19 protein-coding genes are annotated in these 18,034 nt (G+C 63.8%); 3 read left to right on the forward strand and 16 right to left on the reverse strand.

The annotated features are described in order from the left end of the window. Position 1: 1 nt before the first annotated feature. Positions 2-1,273 carry a diaminopimelate decarboxylase gene (lysA, locus tag BHE01S_RS28185; protein WP_042269712.1) on the forward strand — a complete coding sequence of 424 codons (1,272 nt, stop codon included), beginning with the start codon at positions 2-4 and terminating at the stop codon, positions 1,271-1,273. A gap of 76 nt (positions 1,274-1,349) precedes the next feature. Here the strand turns inward: lysA and msrQ are convergent, their stop codons facing one another. The 5 genes from msrQ to BHE01S_RS28210 all read right to left on the reverse strand — a co-directional run bounded on the left by msrQ (position 1,350) and on the right by BHE01S_RS28210 (position 7,655). Next, positions 1,350-2,075 (reverse strand): protein-methionine-sulfoxide reductase heme-binding subunit MsrQ, encoded by a 726-nt coding sequence (gene msrQ / locus BHE01S_RS28190; RefSeq protein ID WP_084069320.1) that lies wholly within the window; start codon positions 2,073-2,075, stop codon positions 1,350-1,352. A 12-nt stretch (positions 2,076-2,087) separates the two neighbouring features. Then, a complete protein-coding gene (msrP, locus tag BHE01S_RS28195) occupies positions 2,088-3,089 on the reverse strand; it encodes a protein-methionine-sulfoxide reductase catalytic subunit MsrP (protein WP_042269783.1) in 1,002 nt (333 codons plus the stop codon). A gap of 208 nt (positions 3,090-3,297) precedes the next feature. Beyond that, positions 3,298-4,542 (reverse strand): c-type cytochrome biogenesis protein CcsB, encoded by a 1,245-nt coding sequence (gene ccsB, locus BHE01S_RS28200; protein WP_042269714.1) that lies wholly within the window; start codon positions 4,540-4,542, stop codon positions 3,298-3,300. A 46-nt stretch (positions 4,543-4,588) separates the two neighbouring features. Then, a complete protein-coding gene (locus BHE01S_RS28205) occupies positions 4,589-6,817 on the reverse strand; it encodes a cytochrome c biogenesis protein ResB (RefSeq protein ID WP_042269716.1) in 2,229 nt (742 codons plus the stop codon). Positions 6,818-6,980: 163 nt separating this feature from the next. Then, a complete protein-coding gene (locus BHE01S_RS28210) occupies positions 6,981-7,655 on the reverse strand; it encodes a c-type cytochrome (protein ID WP_042269718.1) in 675 nt (224 codons plus the stop codon). 237 nt (positions 7,656-7,892) lie between these two features. Here BHE01S_RS28210 and yihA point away from each other — a divergent pair, with 237 nt between their 5' ends. Next, entirely contained in the window at positions 7,893-8,549 is a 657-nt protein-coding gene (gene yihA, locus BHE01S_RS28215; RefSeq protein ID WP_042269720.1) for a ribosome biogenesis GTP-binding protein YihA/YsxC, read from the forward strand. A gap of 397 nt (positions 8,550-8,946) precedes the next feature. Further along, positions 8,947-9,945: a porphobilinogen synthase gene (hemB, locus tag BHE01S_RS28220; protein ID WP_028206531.1), complete on the forward strand. Its 999-nt coding sequence runs from the start codon at positions 8,947-8,949 to the stop codon at positions 9,943-9,945. Positions 9,946-10,044: 99 nt separating this feature from the next. Here hemB and dsbD read toward each other — a convergent pair whose 3' ends face one another. The 11 genes from dsbD to rplO form a co-directional block, all read right to left on the reverse strand. Further along, on the reverse strand, positions 10,045-12,009 hold the full coding sequence (gene dsbD / locus BHE01S_RS28225) for a protein-disulfide reductase DsbD (protein ID WP_042269722.1): 1,965 nt from the start codon (positions 12,007-12,009) through the stop codon (positions 10,045-10,047). Then, positions 12,002-12,313, reverse strand: coding sequence for a divalent-cation tolerance protein CutA (gene cutA, locus BHE01S_RS28230; protein ID WP_084069323.1), 312 nt, complete (start codon positions 12,311-12,313; stop codon positions 12,002-12,004). The genes dsbD and cutA overlap by 8 nt, the downstream gene beginning before the upstream one ends. A gap of 248 nt (positions 12,314-12,561) precedes the next feature. After that, positions 12,562-12,954, reverse strand: a complete 393-nt coding sequence (gene rplQ / locus BHE01S_RS28235; RefSeq protein ID WP_027797304.1) for a 50S ribosomal protein L17 — start codon at positions 12,952-12,954, stop codon at positions 12,562-12,564. Positions 12,955-13,105: 151 nt separating this feature from the next. After that, entirely contained in the window at positions 13,106-14,083 is a 978-nt protein-coding gene (locus BHE01S_RS28240) for a DNA-directed RNA polymerase subunit alpha (RefSeq protein WP_042269725.1), read from the reverse strand. Positions 14,084-14,207: 124 nt separating this feature from the next. Then, entirely contained in the window at positions 14,208-14,831 is a 624-nt protein-coding gene (gene rpsD, locus BHE01S_RS28245; RefSeq protein WP_042269728.1) for a 30S ribosomal protein S4, read from the reverse strand. 153 nt (positions 14,832-14,984) lie between these two features. After that, positions 14,985-15,389 (reverse strand): 30S ribosomal protein S11, encoded by a 405-nt coding sequence (rpsK, locus tag BHE01S_RS28250; RefSeq protein ID WP_006052224.1) that lies wholly within the window; start codon positions 15,387-15,389, stop codon positions 14,985-14,987. 28 nt (positions 15,390-15,417) lie between these two features. Beyond that, positions 15,418-15,783 carry a 30S ribosomal protein S13 gene (rpsM, locus tag BHE01S_RS28255; protein WP_028213337.1) on the reverse strand — a complete coding sequence of 122 codons (366 nt, stop codon included), beginning with the start codon at positions 15,781-15,783 and terminating at the stop codon, positions 15,418-15,420. Positions 15,784-15,818: 35 nt separating this feature from the next. Then, the gene (gene rpmJ, locus BHE01S_RS28260; RefSeq protein ID WP_027819338.1) at positions 15,819-15,935 is read right to left on the reverse strand and encodes a 50S ribosomal protein L36; all 117 of its coding nucleotides are present in this window, start codon (positions 15,933-15,935) and stop codon (positions 15,819-15,821) included. Positions 15,936-15,956: 21 nt separating this feature from the next. Then, positions 15,957-16,175 (reverse strand): translation initiation factor IF-1, encoded by a 219-nt coding sequence (gene infA / locus BHE01S_RS28265; protein ID WP_004521905.1) that lies wholly within the window; start codon positions 16,173-16,175, stop codon positions 15,957-15,959. An 8-nt stretch (positions 16,176-16,183) separates the two neighbouring features. Continuing rightward, the gene (gene secY / locus BHE01S_RS28270; protein WP_028206524.1) at positions 16,184-17,530 is read right to left on the reverse strand and encodes a preprotein translocase subunit SecY; all 1,347 of its coding nucleotides are present in this window, start codon (positions 17,528-17,530) and stop codon (positions 16,184-16,186) included. Positions 17,531-17,589: 59 nt separating this feature from the next. Continuing rightward, positions 17,590-18,024 carry a 50S ribosomal protein L15 gene (gene rplO / locus BHE01S_RS28275; RefSeq protein ID WP_027797298.1) on the reverse strand — a complete coding sequence of 145 codons (435 nt, stop codon included), beginning with the start codon at positions 18,022-18,024 and terminating at the stop codon, positions 17,590-17,592. Positions 18,025-18,034 lie beyond the last annotated feature (10 nt).

Consider the following 18,034-nt stretch of genomic DNA (forward strand, 5'->3'; position numbering starts at 1 on the left):
CATGACCCAGTCCGCTTTTCACCGCGATAACGGCACGCTCTTCGTAGAAGGCGTCTCGGCCGCCGATCTCGCCGCACAGTACGGCACGCCGCTCTATGTGTATTCGCGCGCGGCGCTCACCGCCGCGTGGCATGCCTACGCCGACGCCTGCGCCGGCCGCCGCGCCAAGGTGCACGTCGCGGTCAAGGCGAACAGCAACCTCGCCGTGCTCAACGTGTTCGCGCGCGAAGGCGCGGGCTTCGACATCGTTTCGGCGGGCGAGCTCGCCCGCGTGCTCGCGGCAGGCGGTAAAGCGCAGGACGTGGTGTTCTCGGGCGTCGGCAAGACCGCCGGCGAAATGCGTGAAGCGCTCGAAGCGGGCGTGAAGTGCTTCAACGTCGAATCGATTCCCGAACTCGACCGCCTGAACGAGGTGGCGGGCAAGCTCGGCAGGAAGGCGCCGGTTTCGCTGCGCGTGAACCCGGACGTCGATCCGAAAACGCATCCCTACATTTCCACCGGTCTGAAAGCGAACAAGTTCGGCGTGGCGTTCGAACAAGCGCGCGCGGCCTATCGTGCCGCCGCAGCCATGACGCACCTCGACGTGGTCGGCATCGACTGCCACATCGGCTCGCAGATCACCGAAATCGCGCCGTATCTCGACGCCATCGACAAGCTGCTCGAACTCGTCGACCAGATCGAAGCCGACGGCGTGAGCATCCGCCACATCGACGTAGGCGGCGGCCTCGGCATTACCTACGACGACGAAACGCCGCCCGACATCGGCGAGTTCGTGCGCACGGTGCTCGACCGCATCGAAGCGTATGGCGCGAAAACGGGCAAGACGCGCGAGGTGTACTTCGAGCCGGGCCGCTCGCTCGTGGGCAATGCGGGCATCCTGCTCACCACGGTCGAATTCCTGAAGCCAGGCTCGGAAAAGAACTTCGCGATCGTCGACGCCGCGATGAACGACCTCGCGCGCCCCGCCATGTACGACGCGTATCACGCGATGGAGCCTGTCGTTGCGCGCCAGTCGGCGCCGCAGACCTACGACGTGGTCGGCCCCGTGTGCGAAAGCGGCGACTGGCTGGGCCGCGCTCGCCCGCTGGCAATCGAACCGGGCGACGTGCTCGCGATCCGCTCCACGGGCGCCTACGGCTTCGTGATGAGCTCGAACTACAACACACGCGCGCGCGCGGCCGAGGTGATGGTCGACGGCAAGCGCGTGCATCTCGCGCGCGAACGCGAAAACGTGGCACAGTTGTTCGCGAGTGAGCGCGTGCTGCCGGACTGAGTTTATCGTCTGCTCGCCCATGCAAAAAGCGACGCCGCGGCGTCGCTTTTTCGTTCTCTCCAGGCGTGAATTTCGCCTACGCGGCGCGCGCACCCGAGCGCGAGACGCGCCATCGCGCAAGCAGCCACACGGCCACGCGCCAGCCGAGCAGCGCCAGCATGATCGCCCCGTAAAGCTTGGGCAGCACGAGATCGTGCTTACCTGCCTTCATCCACCAGAAGTGCAGGATCGCCAGTACGCCGATCGCGTAGACGAGCCGATGCAACGTCTGCCAGCGGCGTCCCAGCCGGCGCGCCATCGCGCGCGTGGACGTCACGGCAAGCGGAATCAGCAGCACGAACGCCGCGAAGCCCACTGTGATGAACGGCCGCTTGCCCACGTCCTTGAACATCGCGGCGACGTCGAACCACTTGTCGAACCAGATGTAGGTCGTGAAGTGCAGCGTTGCGTAGAAAAACGCGAAGAGGCCCAGCATGCGCCGAAAGCGGACCAGCGTATTCCAGCCCGTGAGGCGGCGCAGCGGCGTGACGGCGAGCGTGATGCACAGGAACACCAGTGTCCAGAGCCCCGTGGAGCGCGTGATGAACTCGATCGGATTCGCACCGAGCCCGTCCGTGAAGCCGAACAGCACGAGGCGCGCGAGCGGATACAGCGCCGCAACGAACACCGCCACCTTCGCCCAAGGCAGCCAGCGCGGGCCCGTCACGCTCGCCACCCCCGCCTTTCGCGCGGGACGCGCCTGAACCGTCCCCACGCGCGCGGCGGCCTGCGGTGTCGTCGTCGATTCCATCTCTTGCTCCATCACGCTTGTTGCTCAGAAGTTCTTGCGCAGATCCATGCCCTGATACATCGACGCCACGAGGTCGCCGTAGCCGTTGTACATGAGCGTCTTGCGCTTGGGCTGGAAGAAGCCGTCCTCGCCGATGCGCCGCTCCGTAGCCTGGCTCCAGCGCGGGTGATCGACGTTCGGATTCACGTTCGAATAAAAACCGTACTCGTTTGGCGCGTACTTGTTCCAGCTCGTGGGCGGCTGGTTCTCGACGAAGCGGATCTTCACCAGTGACTTCGCACTCTTGAAGCCATACTTCCACGGCACGACCACGCGCACGGGCGCGCCGTTCTGGTTCGGCAGCACCTGGCCGTAGAGGCCCACCGTGAGCAGCGTGAGCGGATTCATCGCTTCGTCCATGCGCAGGCCTTCGGAATACGGCCAGTCGAGAATCGGCTCGGCGAGGCCCGGCATTTGCGAGGGGTCGGCGAGCGTGATGAACTGCACGTAGCGCGCATTGCCCGTGGGCTGTGCGCGGCGAATCAGTTCGGAGAGCGAAACGCCGATCCACGGCACGACGATCGACCAGCCCTCCACACAACGGTGGCGGTACACGCGCTCTTCGAGCGGCGCGAGCTTGAGGATCTCGTCGATGTCGTAGACCTTCGGGTTCTTCACCTCGCCCTCGACGCTCAGCTTCCACGGGCGCGGCCGCAGCGTGTGCGCGTTTTGCGCCGGATCGCCCTTGTCCGTGCCGAACTCGTAGAAGTTGTTATAGGTCGTGATGTCCTTGTAGGGCGTGACCTTGTCGAGCGCGACGAACTTCGTGTTCGTCTGCGCGGCGAGCTTCTGCGCCTTCGGGTCGCCGGGCGCGTATTCCGCAAACGCCTGCGCCGCACCGAACGGCCCCGCAATCCCGCCGAGCGCGAGCGCGCCCGCCGCCTTCAGAATGCGCCGGCGCTGTTCGTACACCTTTTGCGGCGTGATTTCGCTCGCGGGGATGTCGTCGCCGTTGAGCAAGATCCTGCTGTTCCGCTTGATCCACATATCGCTTGGCTCCTGCTTCTCGCGTGGCGTGCGCCGCCAGCGCATTGATCGTATCTCGACCCGTCCTGCCGTGCTGCGCACGAAGTGGATCGACTGGATAGCCTCAAGCGGGCAAACGCGCCATTCGCAGAAAACTTCCCGGCGAACGAAAAAAAACCGTCGGAGCGCGAGGCATCCGACGGTTAATTCGTCTTGCGGGCCGATCCGGTTACAGCTTGCCGTAGCTGTGGAGACCCGAAAGGAACATGTTCACGCCAAGGAACGCGAAGGTCGTGACGAGCAGACCCGTGAGGGCCCACCAGGCCGCCACGCTGCCGCGCAGGCCCTTCATGAGGCGCATGTGCAGCCAGGCCGCGTAGTTGAGCCACACGATCAGCGCCCAGGTTTCCTTCGGGTCCCAGCTCCAGTAGCCGCCCCAGGCCTGCGCCGCCCACAGTGCGCCGAGAATGGTCGCGATGGTGAAGAACGCGAAACCTACGGCGATCGACTTGTACATCACGTCGTCGAGCACCTCGAGCGCGGGCAGGCGGTCCGCCAGCACGCCGCGCTCCTTCACGATGTACGCGACGCCCACCATGGCCGAAAGCGCGAAGCTGCCATAGCCGATGAAGTTCGCCGGCACGTGGATCTTCATCCACCAGCTCTGCAGCGCGGGCACGAGCGGCTGGATCTGCTGTGCGTCGCGCGAGATCGAGTACCACATCAGGAAGCCCACGGCCGCGCTGATCACCAGCAGCACGAACGCACCGAGCGCCCGCGTGTTGTAGTGCTTTTCGTAATACAGATAGAAGAGCGCGGTGATGAGGCTGAACAACACGAACACTTCGTAGAGGTTCGAGATGGGAATGTGACCGACGTCCGCGCCGATGAGGTAGGACTCGTACCAGCGCACCATCAGGCCGACGAAGCCCATGAGCACCGCCGCCCACGTGAGCTTCGAGCCGATCGAGCCGCCCGAGGGCGAACGCGAGAGCAGGCCGATCCAGTAGAACAGCGTGGCGAGCACGAACAACGCGCTCATCCACAGAATCGCCGACTGGCTGGAGAGGAAGTACTTGAGAAAGAAAGCCTGGTCCGCGCGCGCGAGGTCGCCCTGATAGATCTGAATCGCTAACAGCGCGAGTACCGCGATGCCGGCCATGAGCAGCCGCGCCGGCTTCCAGCGCCAGCCCAGTACGACGAGCGCCGGCGTCGTGCCGCAGAGCACCAGCTTGTCGTAGTAGTTCATGTGCGCGTGGTAGCGCGAGAGCGCGAAGCCCGCGCCCGCCACGAGCGCCAGCGCGAACAGCCAGTCCACTAGCGTCAGGCGGCGCAGGAAGGGGCGTTCGTCGAACAGGGCGTCGGCGAGGGGATCGCGGGCACTCGCAGTGCCGTGCGCCGCAGCGGCATTGGCCACCTGCGCACGTTCGGCGCGGCGAGCCTTCGCGGAGGAGGAAACCTGAGACAAGTCCATGGGCTTACCGGTGTTGATCGTGAGTGGCTGCAATCACGTGCGTGGATCAGGGCGCACGGTCCGTGCCGCTGCCGTGCGTGTCGCCCGCATCGTTCGTGGCGCCCGTTTGCGGCGCCGCGCCTAGCGCACGGCCGACCGCGTCGCGGGTGCGGGCGAACTCCTTCTCGAAGTCGAGGGTACGGCGGGCAGTCGACATCGCCATGATGACATCGACGCCGTGGTCCCGACCGTCCTGGCCCTTCCGGTCCTTCAGCCAGAACCACAGACGCCGCTCACGCACGTAGAACATCGAGAAGATGCCGAGCACGAGCAACAGGCTGCCAAGATACACGACTTTCTTGCCTGGCGCGCGCGTCAACTGAAATACCGAAGCTTGCACCTGTCTGAATGAATCGAGCTGTAGATAGACAGGGGATCCATACAGGAAGCTGTCGGATATCGCGTTGATCGAGTCCTGGACGAAGCGTGCGGCGTCGGCATCGGGCTTCAGGTCAGGCTCGCCGGCCTGTTCGCGCGCGAGCTGCCAGAGGTCCCACGTCGCACCTTCGAGCATGCGCAGCAGGAGGCTCGCCGCCTTTTCCTGCTGCGCCTTCGGCACCGACTTGTCGATGAACGCGGCCACGGCCTGGAAGCCGCCCGCAGCACCTGCAGCGCCTGCCTGCGGGGCGTCCGAGCCCGCGAACAGGCTCAAGACACGCCCGGCGCTATCCTCGAGATGCTGTTGCAGCTCGCGATTCGAATCGGGGACGGAGCGCGCGGCGAATCGCTTCGCCGCCTGCGCGCGCAAGGCCGGGTCCTCGAAGGCCGCGCGCAGCATCATCCACTCTTTCGGCGTGCCGCCGCTGTCGGCGGGAATGCGCAGGTAGCGGAACGGATCGTCGGGATTCTCGCGCATGCCCGCGAGGAACATGCGGTCGCCGCCGCCCACATCCACGGGCAGCATGTAGTTGTTGTACTCGCGCGCCTGGCCGTCCTTGTCGCGCACCTTGTACTGCACGGAGGGCCCGACGTTATGCAGATCGAGCGGCTTCGCGCTCTTCGCACCTGAGCCGAGGCGCTCGTCGAACGCTTCCTTGAGCGACTGATGCGCCACGCCGCGCGCGTCGTTCGCGCCGCTGCCATTCGAGATGTTCTCCACGTTGATCGCGCGGAAGTCCGCGAATTCGATCGTCTGCCCATCCACGCCCGGCACCGTCTGGCCGGCGGGCACCGCGAGCGGCGCGGAATTGCCGATCGTGCCGCCGAACGGGAAGCTCTTTGCGCTCGCGCCCGCCATGGGCCACGCGGTCATCGACATCTGCGAGCCGCCGTCCTGGAAGCTCGACTGATAAATCGACACGCCGTCGTACTCGAACGGTTCGTTCACCTCGATGCGCGCCGGAATGCGCTGGCCCGTCTTGTGGTCGATCACGACGATGTCGCTCGCGAACAGCTTGGGCATGCCGGTCGAGTAGTAATCGACGATGAACTTGTTGAGCTGGATGGAGAACGGCAGGTCCTGGATCAGCGAGCCGTCGGGCTGGTTGAGGATGGCCGTGGAGACGAACTGGCCCTCGGGCACCCAGGCGTAGCCGCGGAAGGTCGGGTTCGACTGCGAGAGCCGGTGCTCGGGCGCAATGTCGTTGATGACGGCGTTGCTGCGGATCGGCGTCTTGTCGAAGAGCCACATCTGGAATTTGATCGGCAGATTGCTGTCGAGCAGGCCGCCCAGGCAGATGATCACGATCGCGAGGTGCGCGAAGATGTAGCCGATCTTCGTGAGCGCACCGCGCTTGGCCGCGATGAGCGTGGCGCCTTCGCTCTCGCGCGTGACGAACCGGTAGCCCATGCGCCCCGCCAGCTTGCCGAGCGTGGCGGCGGTTTGCTCGCGCGTGCTGCCCTCCACCGCGAACTCGCCCTTGTGATGGAACGCGCGCAGGCTGCCTTCGCGGACCTTGTCCTTCCAGCTCTTCATGTCCGCGAGCATCTTCGGCGCGTTGCGGATCACGCACAGCGAGATCGACACCACGAGAAAGCCGAGGATCGTCATGAACCACCACGCGCTGTAAACCGTGTAGAGGCTCAGCGAGCGGAAGATGTCGGCCCAGAAGGGGCCAAACTGGTTGACGTAGTTCGGGTACGGATCGTCCTGCGTGAGCACCGTGCCGATGATGCTCGCAATGGCGAGCACGACGAGCAGCGCAATCGCGAAGCGCATCGAACTGATCAGCTCGACGGCGCTCTTCACCGCCTTCTGGCGAACATTCAACTGCAAACCCTGCGTGGTGACGCTCATTCAAACTCCGCGTTTTCGCTCTTGCTGCTTTCTTGCCGATCAAGCATGACAGCAAAAAAGGGTGCAGGCGCGCCGTCAGCGTGACGACGCCCTCACCCTTTCTTGTTTTGCGGCCAGCCGCGCCGTGAAACCGCCGATCAAGCGCGCGGCGACCCTGCTGCGCTCAATGCAGCCCGGCCGCGTAATCGGCGACGGCCTTGATCTCGTCGTCCGAGAGCCGGTGCGCGATCGTGCGCATCGGATCGTTATTGTTACGCGTGCCCTGCTGGAAAGCATTGAGTTGTGCAACGATATAGTCCGACCACTGGCCCGAGAGGCGCGGATACTGGATCGGAATGCCCTGGCCCGTGGGGCCGTGGCAGGCCGCACAGGCCGGCACGCCCCGGTCGGCGATCCCGCCACGCCAGATCGACTGGCCGAACGGCACGGTCTTCGCGTCGCGCGCGTAGCCGGGTTTGGGTGTCTGGGAGGCGAACCAGGCTGCGACGTTGATCATATCCTGGTCTGACAGCGCGGCAGCGAAGCCGGCCATGATGGGGTTTGCGCGCGCCGCCGGCTTGCCGCCGGGCTGTGGCTTGAAGTCCTTGAGCTGCTTGACGAGATAGTCGGCGTGCTGGCCGGCGAGCTTGGGGTAGGCGCCGCCGGTGCTGTTGCCGTCGGCCGCGTGGCAGGCCGCGCACACCTGCGAGGCAATGGCCTGGCCCCGGGCGATGTCGGGCTTGGCCGGCGTTCCCTGGTCCGCCGCGCTTGCCTGCCCCGCCATCATGAATAAACCTGCTGTAAGACCTGACGCTATCGCACTCTCGAACACCTTCAAGCACTTGCCCAGTCGATTCATTCGCGCACCTTGTTTCGTCTTGTGGGAATCAGGTTCTGCAATGGACGACAGCGACCGATCTACCTCGAAGGCCCGCGCTGGCCTCACTGGTATTCAGTAAACCATCGCATTGTACAATAGCGCGCAAGGCGCTACGGCGCCAGTCGGGCCTGCCCCCGATATTCCAGCATCCATCCCGGGCGCGTCCGGGCCCGGCGACCCTCCCGCCGCGTTGTTTCACATTGTGGTCCTTTTCCGATGGCCTTCCTGCTGCACCAAGCCCGCTTCTTCACGACGGTGAACCATCTGCGCGACCTGCCCGCCACGGCGCGGCCCGAGGTAGCGTTCGCCGGCCGTTCGAACGCCGGCAAATCCACCGCCATCAATCTGCTGTGCAACCAGAAGCGGCTCGCCTTCGCCTCGAAAACGCCGGGCCGCACCCAGCACATCAACTACTTCTCGGTCGGCCCCGCCGACGAACCCGCGGGTTATCTCGTCGACCTGCCCGGCTACGGCTATGCCGAAGTGCCGGAAGCCGCGAAGACGCACTGGGAGCAACTGCTTTCGCTCTATCTGCAAACGCGCGCGCAGCTGTCGGGCCTCATCCTCATGATGGACGCCCGCCGCCCCCTCACCGACCTCGACCGCCGGATGGTCGAATGGTTTGCGCCGACGGGCAAACCGATCCACGCACTCCTTACGAAGTGCGACAAATTGACGCGTCAGGAAAGCGTGCTCGCGCTGCGCACGACCCACAAGGCGTTCGACGAGTACCGCAAGCAAGGCTATGAAGGGAAGCTGAGCGCCCAGCTCTTTTCGGCGCTCAAGCGCGTGGGGCTCGAGGAGGCGCACGCCGTGATCGAGAGCTGGATCGTGCCGCAGGAATCGGTCGGCGAAACCGACGCACACGCGTAACAACCCTTCTCGGGCCAGTCGCTTCAGGCAGGCCCTCAGTCGTCTACGAGCCCACGCTGTCGGGCTTTTCACGCGCATTCATCAGATCTTTTCGCATGGCCGGCGCGGCATTTGCCGCGGTATGCGCACTAGCGCTCCGGTCAAGCCAACACCAGGTGCAAGCGTCCTCTGCGGCCTGCGCCGCGGGCCTGGCCTAAGTCCCTTCCGGCGCACATAAAAAAACCCGCCGTGATTTCCGGCGGGCTAAACAGCCTTATCGAAAAACGACAGGCACCCGCTCAGGGAGGAGAAGCGGGGAGCTCGGCGCCAGGCGCCTCGCTCGATCGGTATGATATACCATTGTCCCGAAAAGTTTCCTGCGCTCCGGGACCCATCCCGTTTCAAGATATCCGCCGACATGAGCTTCTATCCGCATCATCGTCCGCGCCGCATGCGACGTGACGATTTCTCGCGCCGTCTGATGCGCGAAAACCTCCTCACCACGAACGACCTGATCTACCCCGTATTCGTCATTGCGGGCAACAACGTGCGCGAAGCCGTGCCGTCGATGCCCGGCGTCGAACGCGTGTCGATCGATCTGCTGATGGGCGTCGCCGAGCAGTGCGTCGAACTCGGCATTCCCGTGCTTTCGCTCTTCCCCGTTGTCGACCCGGCGCTCAAGACGCCCGATGGCATCGAGGCGACGAACCCCGACGGCGTGATTCCGCGCGCCGTGCGCGAACTGAAGAAGCGTTTCCCCGACCTCGGCGTGCTTTGCGACGTCGCGCTCGACCCGTACACGAGCCACGGCCAGGACGGCGTGCTCGACGAGAACGGCTACGTCATCAACGACGAGACCATCGAGATCCTCGTCGCGCAGGCCCGCGCCCAGGCGGAAGCCGGCGTCGATATCGTCGCGCCTTCGGACATGATGGACGGGCGCATCGGTGCGATCCGCGAGATGCTCGAAAGCGAGAACCACATCCACACGCGCATCATGGCGTACTCGGCCAAATACGCTTCGGCGTTCTACGGTCCGTTCCGCGACGCCGTGGGCTCGGCGTCGAATCTGGGCAAGGGCAACAAGATGACCTACCAGATGGACCCGTCGAACTCCGACGAAGCGCTGCGCGAAGTGCGCCTCGACATCGAGGAAGGCGCCGACATGGTGATGGTGAAGCCCGGCATGCCGTATCTCGATATCGTGCGCCGCGTGAAGGACGAATTCCGTTTTCCGACCTACGTGTACCAGGTGAGCGGCGAGTACGCCATGCTCAAGGCCGCCGCGCAGAACGGCTGGCTCGATCACGACAAGGTGATGATGGAATCGCTGCTCGCGTTCAAGCGCGCGGGCGCCGACGGCATCCTCACGTATTTCGCGCTCGACGCCGCGCGTTTGCTGCGGGCGCAGAAGTAGGCGCGCCGCATGCCGCATCGCATGAAAAAGGGCACGTCCGCGGACGTGCCCTTTTTGCTTTTTGGCCGCTGCGCGATCTCGCGCGCGCAATGCCGCCAATCAGGCCGATGGCGCTGGCCGCGTCTGCGGCGCCGGCGCCGGCGCCGTCATGCGATCGAGGCGCGCGAGGAACCGGTCGGCATTCTCGTAGCCGACGACGCGCAACACTTCGCGCCCTTGTGTATCGAAGAAGATGATGCCCGGCGGCCCGAAGAGGCCGAAGCGCTTGAGCAGTGCCTGATCGTCCGAATTGTTGGCGGTCACATCGGCGCGCAAGAGTCCCAGCTCAGCGAGGCGCGCCTGCACGCGCGGGTCGCTGAACGTGAACTTCTCCATTTCCTTGCAGCTCACGCACCAGTCGGCGTAGAAGTCGAGCATCGACGGCTTGCCCGCGGTCTTGAGCGCCGCGTCGAGTTGCGCGGGCGAGCGCACGGGTGCGAAGACCAATGCATTCGCTTCGCCGGCGGACTGCGCCGCGCCGTCTGCGGCAACATCGCTCGCGCCGCCCACGCGCGCGGCCAACACCGCGAGCGGACGCAGCGGATCGGTCGAGCCCGCCGCAAGACCGACGATCAGCGTCGCGGCCCAGATCGCGAACGCCGCACCGAGGCCACGCCCGAGGCGCCGCCAGACGTTGCCCCCCCCTGCGTTCGGCGTGAAGAGGCCAAGCGCGGCGGCCGCGAGCAGCAGCCAGAGGGCGGCGAGCAGCATCTGCGCGGTGGCGCCGAGCACCGGCCAGACGATCCACAGCGCGGCCGCGAGCAGCACGACGCCGAAGAACACCTTCACGCCGTCCATCCACGCACCCGCGCGAGGCAACAGCGAGCCCGCGCCGAGGCCGAGGATCATCAGCGGGACGCCAAGACCCAGGCCCATCGCGAAGAGCGCCGCGCCGCCGAGCACGGCGTTGCCCGTGTGCGCGATGAACGCCAGCACCGCGAAGAGCGGCGCGGTCATGCACGCGCCCACCACGAGCGCGGAAAGCGCGCCCATCACGGCGACTGCGGCGAACTTGCCGCCGGAACGGCCCTGGGTGGCGCGCGAGGCGCCGTCCTGCCAGCGCTGCGGCAGCGCGATATCGTAGCCGGCAATCAGCATGACGGCGAACGCGGCGAGGAGCACCGCGAACACACCCAGCACCCACGGGTTCTGCAGCCATGCGCCAAGGCTCTGGCCGACCAGCGCTGCGGCAATGCCCAGCACCGTGTAGACGAGCGCCATGCCGAGCACGTAGACGAGCGAGAGCGCGAAGCCGCGCGAGCGCGTGACGCGGGCGCCCTCACCGACGATGATCGCCGAGAGGATCGGGATCATCGGGTATGAACAGGGCAGGAGGCTCAGCACCATGCCGGCCACGAAGTACAGGCCGATCACGGCGAAAAAGCCGCCCCCTTGCAGCAGCGATTGCGCGTAATCGGCGCTCGTGGCGCGCTCGTACCAGGGCTCCCCGCTGTCGCCGGAAGCGGGCGCTGCGTTCGTTTGCGGCTCGGGCGCGGGCGTCGGCGTCGCCGCGCCAGGCACGGGGCGCTGGCCGGCCGTAGCGGCCTGCAAAGCCGCTCCGCTCACGTGAAACACGTGTTCCGCAGGCGGATAACAGATGCCCGCATCGGCACAGCCCTGCGATGTCACCGCGAGATCGAACGGACCGCTCGCCTTTTGCACCGGCACGCGGATCGTCAGCTCGCCCCGATAGGTTTCGACATTCTTCTGGAAGGTCGGATCGAACTTGACGTGGCCCGGCGGGATCTGCGCCTCGCCGAGCTGCGCCGTGCCGTTGCGCGCGGCGAAGGCGAAGCGCTCGCGGTACATGTAGTAGCCGTCTGCGATCTTGAAATGCACGTCGATCGTGCCCGGCGCTTCGCTCGCGCTGAACGTGAAGGCCTGGTCGGGCGGCAGGAAGTCGTCGTCGGCCCGCGCGACAGACACGCCGAACAGCATTGGCAGCAGACAGCAGACGAGCAGGAGAAAGCCGGACAGCGAGGCGTACGGCGCGGCGCGCGAGCGCCGATCGAAGCGGTTAGACATGAAGGGTGCGCTGAGTCTCGGCATTGACCCATTGCCCGTAGGCGTTCGACGCCGTGGCTTGCCACGAGAGAATCTCGGGCGTCTCGTAGGGATGCTGGGTCTGGATGAACTGTTCGAGCTCGGCCGCGCGGGCGAGGCTCGTCTTGAAGAGCAGCTGGATCTCGTTGCCCGACTCGACGTTGCCCTGCCAGTGATACTGCGAGTGCACGGCGCCAAGGCGCGTCACGCACGCAGCGAGACGCTGCGCGAGCGCCCCGGCGGAGAGCTTTTCGGCAGCGCCCTCGTCGGGCACCGTAGTCAGCATCAGGGTCACATTGAGGGTCACGACGAACTCCGGCGTGGTGCCCGCATGCGACAGCAAACGGGCTTCGGGGCAGAACGTAATCGTACCATTGGCGCCGATCGGCTTCTTTCGTGCACCGAGCGGCAAAAGGGAACCGCAACCGGCAAACACGGTTCGACGCGCTTTAATCCGCACCCGAAAACAAAAAAGCCAGGCTAGGCCTGGCTTCTTTGTGTGCCGCGCAATCCGGGGATCGAGCGACGGAAGGCTTATTCCGCTTCCTGGACGTTCTCTTCCGCGACTTCCGGACGGTCGAGCAGTTCGACCAGTGCCATCGGCGCGTTGTCGCCAACACGGAAACCGAACTTCAGGATACGCAGGTAGCCGCCCGGACGGTTCGCGAAACGCGGACCAAGCACGTCGAACAGCTTCGTGACCGAGTCACGATCGCGCAGGCGGTTGAACGCCAGACGACGGTTTGCGAGCGACGGCTTCTTGCCCAGCGTGATGAGGGGCTCGACAACCTTACGGAGTTCCTTCGCCTTCGGCAGCGTCGTCTTGATGACTTCGTGCTCGATGAGCGAATTGGACATGTTACGGAGCATTGCCAGACGGTGGCTGCTCGTGCGGTTCAGTTTCCGCAGACCATGACGGTGACGCATTTCAATTTCCTTGAAACAAAGTTTTGGTCCAGCTCTTCTATCGCCTCGCGGGTTTGGCAACCTCGACGAAGCACGGGCCGGTGCGTGAAAAAGGCAAGACGCGGATTTTAAAGGAAAAACCGCGTCTTTACCACATTACTTACCTGTCGACTTACTTGTCCAACCCGGCCGGCGGCCAGTTTTCGAGCTTCATGCCGAGCGTGAGACCGCGCGAAGCGAGCACTTCCTTGATCTCGTTGAGCGACTTGCGACCCAGGTTCGGGGTCTTGAGCAGCTCGTTCTCGGTGCGCTGGATCAGATCGCCGATGTAGTAGATGTTCTCGGCCTTCAGGCAGTTCGCCGAGCGAACCGTGAGTTCGAGATCGTCCACCGGACGCAGCAGGATCGGGTCGATCTGCGGTGCGCGCGAAGGCGCTTCCGCGGCCGTTTCCGTGCCTTCCAGAGCCGCGAACACCGACAGCTGATCCACGAGAATGCGGGCCGACTGGCGGATCGCTTCCTCAGGCGAGATCACGCCGTTGGTTTCGATGTTCATCACGAGCTTGTCGAGGTCGGTACGCTGTTCGACACGCGCGCTTTCCACGGCGTAGCTCACGCGGCGAACCGGCGAGAACGACGCGTCCAGCACGATACGGCCGATGATCTTGGCCGACTCGTCGCCGTAACGGCGCACGTTGCCCGGCACGTAGCCGCGGCCCTTTTCGACCTTGATCTGCACGTCGAGCTTGCCGCCCTTCGTCAGATGCGCAACCACATGTTCCGGGTTGATCACTTCGCAGTCGTGCGAGAGCTCGATGTCGCCAGCGGTGACGACGCCTTCGCCTTCCTTGCGCAGCGTAACCGTCACTTCGTCACGGTTATGCAGCTTGAAAACGACACCCTTCAGGTTCAGCAGCAGGTTGACCACATCCTCTTGCACACCATCGAGCGTCGAGTATTCGTGCACGACGCCTGCGATCGTCACTTCGGTCGGCGCGTAGCCCACCATCGACGACAGCAGCACGCGCCGAAGCGCGTTACCCAAGGTATGGCCATAACCGCGTTCGAACGGCTCCATGACCACTTTCGCGTGGTTGTCGCCGAGCGATTCCACAGCGATGATCTTGGGTTTCAACAAACTGGTTTGCATAGGTTTTCCTTTTCAATACCCTCGGCTCGTTACACCGATAAGGCTGAGATGGCAACAACCTGAAAAAAACGGCCGAGGTTGCCTCCTGCGCGAAGCACAGAGGTTACCCCGGCCGTCAATCCGATTACCGCGAATACAATTCGACGATCAGGCTTTCGTTGATGTCGCCAGCGATGTCGCTGCGCTCAGGCATGCCCTTGAACGTGCCTTCGAACTTCTTCGCGTCGACCGACACCCAACCCGCCATGCCGCCTTGCTCTGCGAGCGAGAGGGCTTCGACGATACGCGCCTGCTTCTTCGCCTTTTCGCGAATCGCGACGACGTCGCCGGCCTTCACTTGCATCGACGGGATGTTCGCGACGACGCCGTTCAGCGTGAGAGCCTTGTGGCTCACGAGCTGACGCGCTTCAGCGCGGGTCGATGCGAAGCCCATGCGGTACACGACGTTGTCGAGACGCGATTCGAGCAGCTTCAGCAGGTTTTCGCCGGTGTTGCCCTTGATACGGTCAGCTTCCGCGAAGTAGCGGCGGAACTGGCGCTCGAGCACGCCGTAGATACGCTTGACCTTCTGCTTTTCGCGCAGCTGCGTGCCGTAGTCGGACGTACGGGCGCCCGAGGTGCGGCCGTGCTGACCCGGCTTGCTGTCGAGCTTGCACTTGTCGGCGAGCGAGCGGCGTGCGCTCTTCAGGAAGAGGTCGGTGCCTTCACGGCGGGACAGCTTGGCCTTCGGGCCGATATAACGTGCCACGTTGCTTTCCTTCGATAATTGATCACGCGAAACCCCTGGAGGTATCGCGCTAGTCCGGCCCTTTGGACCGAACGGTGGGCTTAGTCAATTCAATAACGCCGAGAGCCTGGGTCGCCGTTTCCGGCGGCTCAGGCGAACGGCAAACGCGACGCCTTAGATACGGCGACGCTTCGGCGGACGGCAGCCGTTGTGCGGAACCGGCGTCACGTCGGAGATCGCGGTGATCTTGATGCCAAGACCATGCAGCGCGCGCACCGCCGATTCGCGGCCAGGACCGGGGCCCTTGATCCGCACTTCGAGGTTCTTCACGCCGTATTCCATCGCCACGCGGCCAGCCGACTCGGCTGCGACCTGAGCTGCGAAGGGAGTCGACTTACGCGAACCCTTGAAGCCCTGACCGCCCGAGGTTGCCCAGGCAAGCGCGTTGCCTTGACGGTCGGTGATCGTGATGATGGTGTTGTTGAACGACGCGTGAACGTGAACCACGCCCTCGGCGACGTTCTTCTTAACCTTCTTGCGAACGCGTTGCGCCGCGGAGTTGTTCGAAGCCTTAGCCATTACGTTTTCCTGTAACTTTCAGTTCCGCTTACTTCTTCAGCGACTGTGCTGCGCGGCGCGGACCCTTACGCGTACGTGCGTTGGTACGCGTACGCTGGCCGCGCAGGGGCAGGCCCTTGCGATGGCGCACGCCGCGGTAGCAGCCGAGGTCCATCAGGCGCTTGATGTTCATCGTCACTTCACGGCGGAGATCGCCTTCGACGACAAACTTGCCCACTTCCTCACGCAGCTTTTCCAGATCCGCGTCGTTCAGGTCCTTGACCTTCTTGTTGAACGGCACACCGGCGGCCACGCAGATGTTGCGCGAACGCGTGCGACCGACACCAAAAATTGCCGTCAGGCCGATTTCGGTGTGCTGGTGGTTCGGGATGTTAACCCCTGCAATACGAGCCATTGTTTTTCCTCAAACAAAAAGCGCAAGCGCGCTAATCAGCCTTGGCGCTGCTTGTGGCGCGGGTCCGAGCTGCAGATCACGCGAACGACGCCGTTGCGCTTGATGATTTTGCAGTTGCGGCAAATGCGCTTTACCGATGCCATCACTTTCATGATATTACCCTTTTTCCTAAATCACTTCGCCCGGAACACGATCCGCGCACGCGACAGATCGTAAGGCGTCAACTCAACCGTCACCTTGTCGCCCGGGAGAATGCGGATGTAGTGCATCCGCATCTTTCCGGAAATATGTCCCAGAACGACATGGCCGTTTTCCAGCTTCACCCGGAAGGTCGCGTTGGGGAGGTTTTCGATAACCTCGCCCTGCATCTGGATTACATCGTCTTTGGCCATAGGTCCTTTTAACGCATCGGGACGCCGCCGCCCTTGAAGTTGGCCTTCTTGAGCAGCGATTCATATTGTTGCGACATCACGTACGACTGCACCTGCGCCATGAAGTCCATTGTGACGACGACAATGATCAGCAGCGACGTTCCACCAAAATAAAACGGCACATTCCAGCGCAGCACCAGAAACTCCGGCAGCAGGCAAACGAACACGATATAGATCGCACCGGCCAGCGTCAGACGCGTGAGGATGCGGTCGATATAGCGTGCCGTCTGATCGCCCGGGCGGATGCCAGGTACGAACGCGCCACTCTTTTTCAGGTTGTCGGCCGTTTCCCTGCTGTTGAACACCAGTGCGGTGTAGAAGAAGCAGAAGAACACGATCGCCAACGCATACAGCAACACGTACACGGGCTGGCCAGGCTTGAGGGCTTCGGCCACATTGTGCAGCGTGTCCGCAAACCAGCCGGTTCGCGATCCCGAACTGAACCAGTTCAGGATGGTTGCCGGGAACAGGATGATCGACGACGCGAAGATCGGCGGAATCACACCCGACATGTTCAGCTTGAGCGGCAGGTGGGACGACTGCCCGCCGTAAATCTTGTTACCGACCTGACGCTTCGCATAGTTCACGAGGATCTTGCGCTGGCCGCGTTCGATGAACACCACCAGGTACGTCACGGCTGCGATCAGAACGACCACGATGATCGCCGAGATGATGCTCATCGAGCCGGTGCGAACCAGTTCGAAAAGACCACCGAGCGCATTCGGGAAGCCTGCCGCGATCCCGCCGAAGATGATGATCGAGATACCGTTGCCAAGCCCGCGTTCCGTGATCTGCTCACCCAGCCACATCAGGAACATCGTGCCCGTTACGAGCGTCACGACCGTCGTCAAGCGGAACACCATGCCCGGATCGATCACGAGGCCGGGCTGATTTTCCAGCGCGACCGCGATGCCGAACGCCTGAAACGTCGCCAGCACCACCGTGAAGATCCGCGTGTACTGCGTGATCTTGCGTTGTCCAGCCTGCCCTTCCTTCTTCAACGCTTCCAGCTGAGGCGAAACAATTGCCATCAGCTGCAGGATGATCGACGCCGAAATATACGGCATGACACCCAGCGCGAAGATCGTGAACCGCGACAGCGCGCCACCCGAGAACATGTTGAACATGCCAAGGATGCCGCCCGACTGGCTCTGAAAGAGCTTCGCCAGTTGGTCCGGATCGATACCCGGAACCGGAATATGCGCGCCGATACGATAAACGACCAACGCCAGCAGCAGGAACACTGCACGCCGGCGCAGGTCGCCGAACTTCGGAGCGCTGCGACCGGTTTTTGCGAGACTCGGGCTGTTAGCCAAGTAGCTTCTCCGATGCAGATGTTAGTGACGGCGGGCAAGCCCGCACGCACCACTCACAATCACTCGGCAAAAGAACCGCCTGCTGCTTCAATCGCAGCACGCGCATTCTTCGTCGCACCCAGACCCTTCACGACGACCTTACGCTTGATCTCGCCGGTGGCGATGATCTTCGCGCTTTTGGTCAGTTCGCCCACGAGGCCTGCCTGCTTGAGAGCCAGCAGATCGATTTCGTCGACCGGCAGCTTCTCGATGTCGGCGAGGCGCACTTCACCGACGAATTCCTTCGTCAGCGAGGTGAAGCCACGCTTGGGCAGACGACGCTGCAGCGGCATTTGACCGCCTTCGAAGCCAACCTTGTGGAAGCCGCCCGAACGCGATTTCTGACCCTTGTGGCCGCGGCCAGCGGTCTTGCCGAGGCCGGAGCCGATGCCGCGACCGACGCGACGCTTTGCGTGCTTCGCGCCTTCTGCCGGCTTCAGGTTATTCAATTCCATTTTCAACTCC

Origin of the sequence: Paraburkholderia heleia NBRC 101817 (genome assembly GCF_000739775.1) — a bacterium.
In the GTDB taxonomy this organism is placed as follows: Bacteria; Pseudomonadota; Gammaproteobacteria; order Burkholderiales; family Burkholderiaceae; genus Paraburkholderia; species Paraburkholderia heleia.

What these genes read in the sequence shown, in the direction of transcription:
- lysA (WP_042269712.1), top strand. Translation starts at nt 2, where the DNA reads ATGACCCAGTCCGCTTTTCACCGCGATAACGGCACGCTCTTCGTAGAA.
- msrQ (WP_084069320.1), bottom strand. Translation starts at nt 2,075, where the DNA reads ATGGAGCAAGAGATGGAATCGACGACGACACCGCAGGCCGCCGCGCGC.
- msrP (WP_042269783.1), bottom strand. Translation starts at nt 3,089, where the DNA reads ATGTGGATCAAGCGGAACAGCAGGATCTTGCTCAACGGCGACGACATC.
- ccsB (WP_042269714.1), bottom strand. Translation starts at nt 4,542, where the DNA reads ATGGACTTGTCTCAGGTTTCCTCCTCCGCGAAGGCTCGCCGCGCCGAA.
- BHE01S_RS28205 (WP_042269716.1), bottom strand. Translation starts at nt 6,817, where the DNA reads ATGAGCGTCACCACGCAGGGTTTGCAGTTGAATGTTCGCCAGAAGGCG.
- BHE01S_RS28210 (WP_042269718.1), bottom strand. Translation starts at nt 7,655, where the DNA reads ATGAATCGACTGGGCAAGTGCTTGAAGGTGTTCGAGAGTGCGATAGCG.
- yihA (WP_042269720.1), top strand. Translation starts at nt 7,893, where the DNA reads ATGGCCTTCCTGCTGCACCAAGCCCGCTTCTTCACGACGGTGAACCAT.
- hemB (WP_028206531.1), top strand. Translation starts at nt 8,947, where the DNA reads ATGAGCTTCTATCCGCATCATCGTCCGCGCCGCATGCGACGTGACGAT.
- dsbD (WP_042269722.1), bottom strand. Translation starts at nt 12,009, where the DNA reads ATGTCTAACCGCTTCGATCGGCGCTCGCGCGCCGCGCCGTACGCCTCG.
- cutA (WP_084069323.1), bottom strand. Translation starts at nt 12,313, where the DNA reads ATGCTGACTACGGTGCCCGACGAGGGCGCTGCCGAAAAGCTCTCCGCC.
- rplQ (WP_027797304.1), bottom strand. Translation starts at nt 12,954, where the DNA reads ATGCGTCACCGTCATGGTCTGCGGAAACTGAACCGCACGAGCAGCCAC.
- BHE01S_RS28240 (WP_042269725.1), bottom strand. Translation starts at nt 14,083, where the DNA reads ATGCAAACCAGTTTGTTGAAACCCAAGATCATCGCTGTGGAATCGCTC.
- rpsK (WP_006052224.1), bottom strand. Translation starts at nt 15,389, where the DNA reads ATGGCTAAGGCTTCGAACAACTCCGCGGCGCAACGCGTTCGCAAGAAG.
- rpsM (WP_028213337.1), bottom strand. Translation starts at nt 15,783, where the DNA reads ATGGCTCGTATTGCAGGGGTTAACATCCCGAACCACCAGCACACCGAA.
- rpmJ (WP_027819338.1), bottom strand. Translation starts at nt 15,935, where the DNA reads ATGAAAGTGATGGCATCGGTAAAGCGCATTTGCCGCAACTGCAAAATC.
- infA (WP_004521905.1), bottom strand. Translation starts at nt 16,175, where the DNA reads ATGGCCAAAGACGATGTAATCCAGATGCAGGGCGAGGTTATCGAAAAC.
- rplO (WP_027797298.1), bottom strand. Translation starts at nt 18,024, where the DNA reads ATGGAATTGAATAACCTGAAGCCGGCAGAAGGCGCGAAGCACGCAAAG.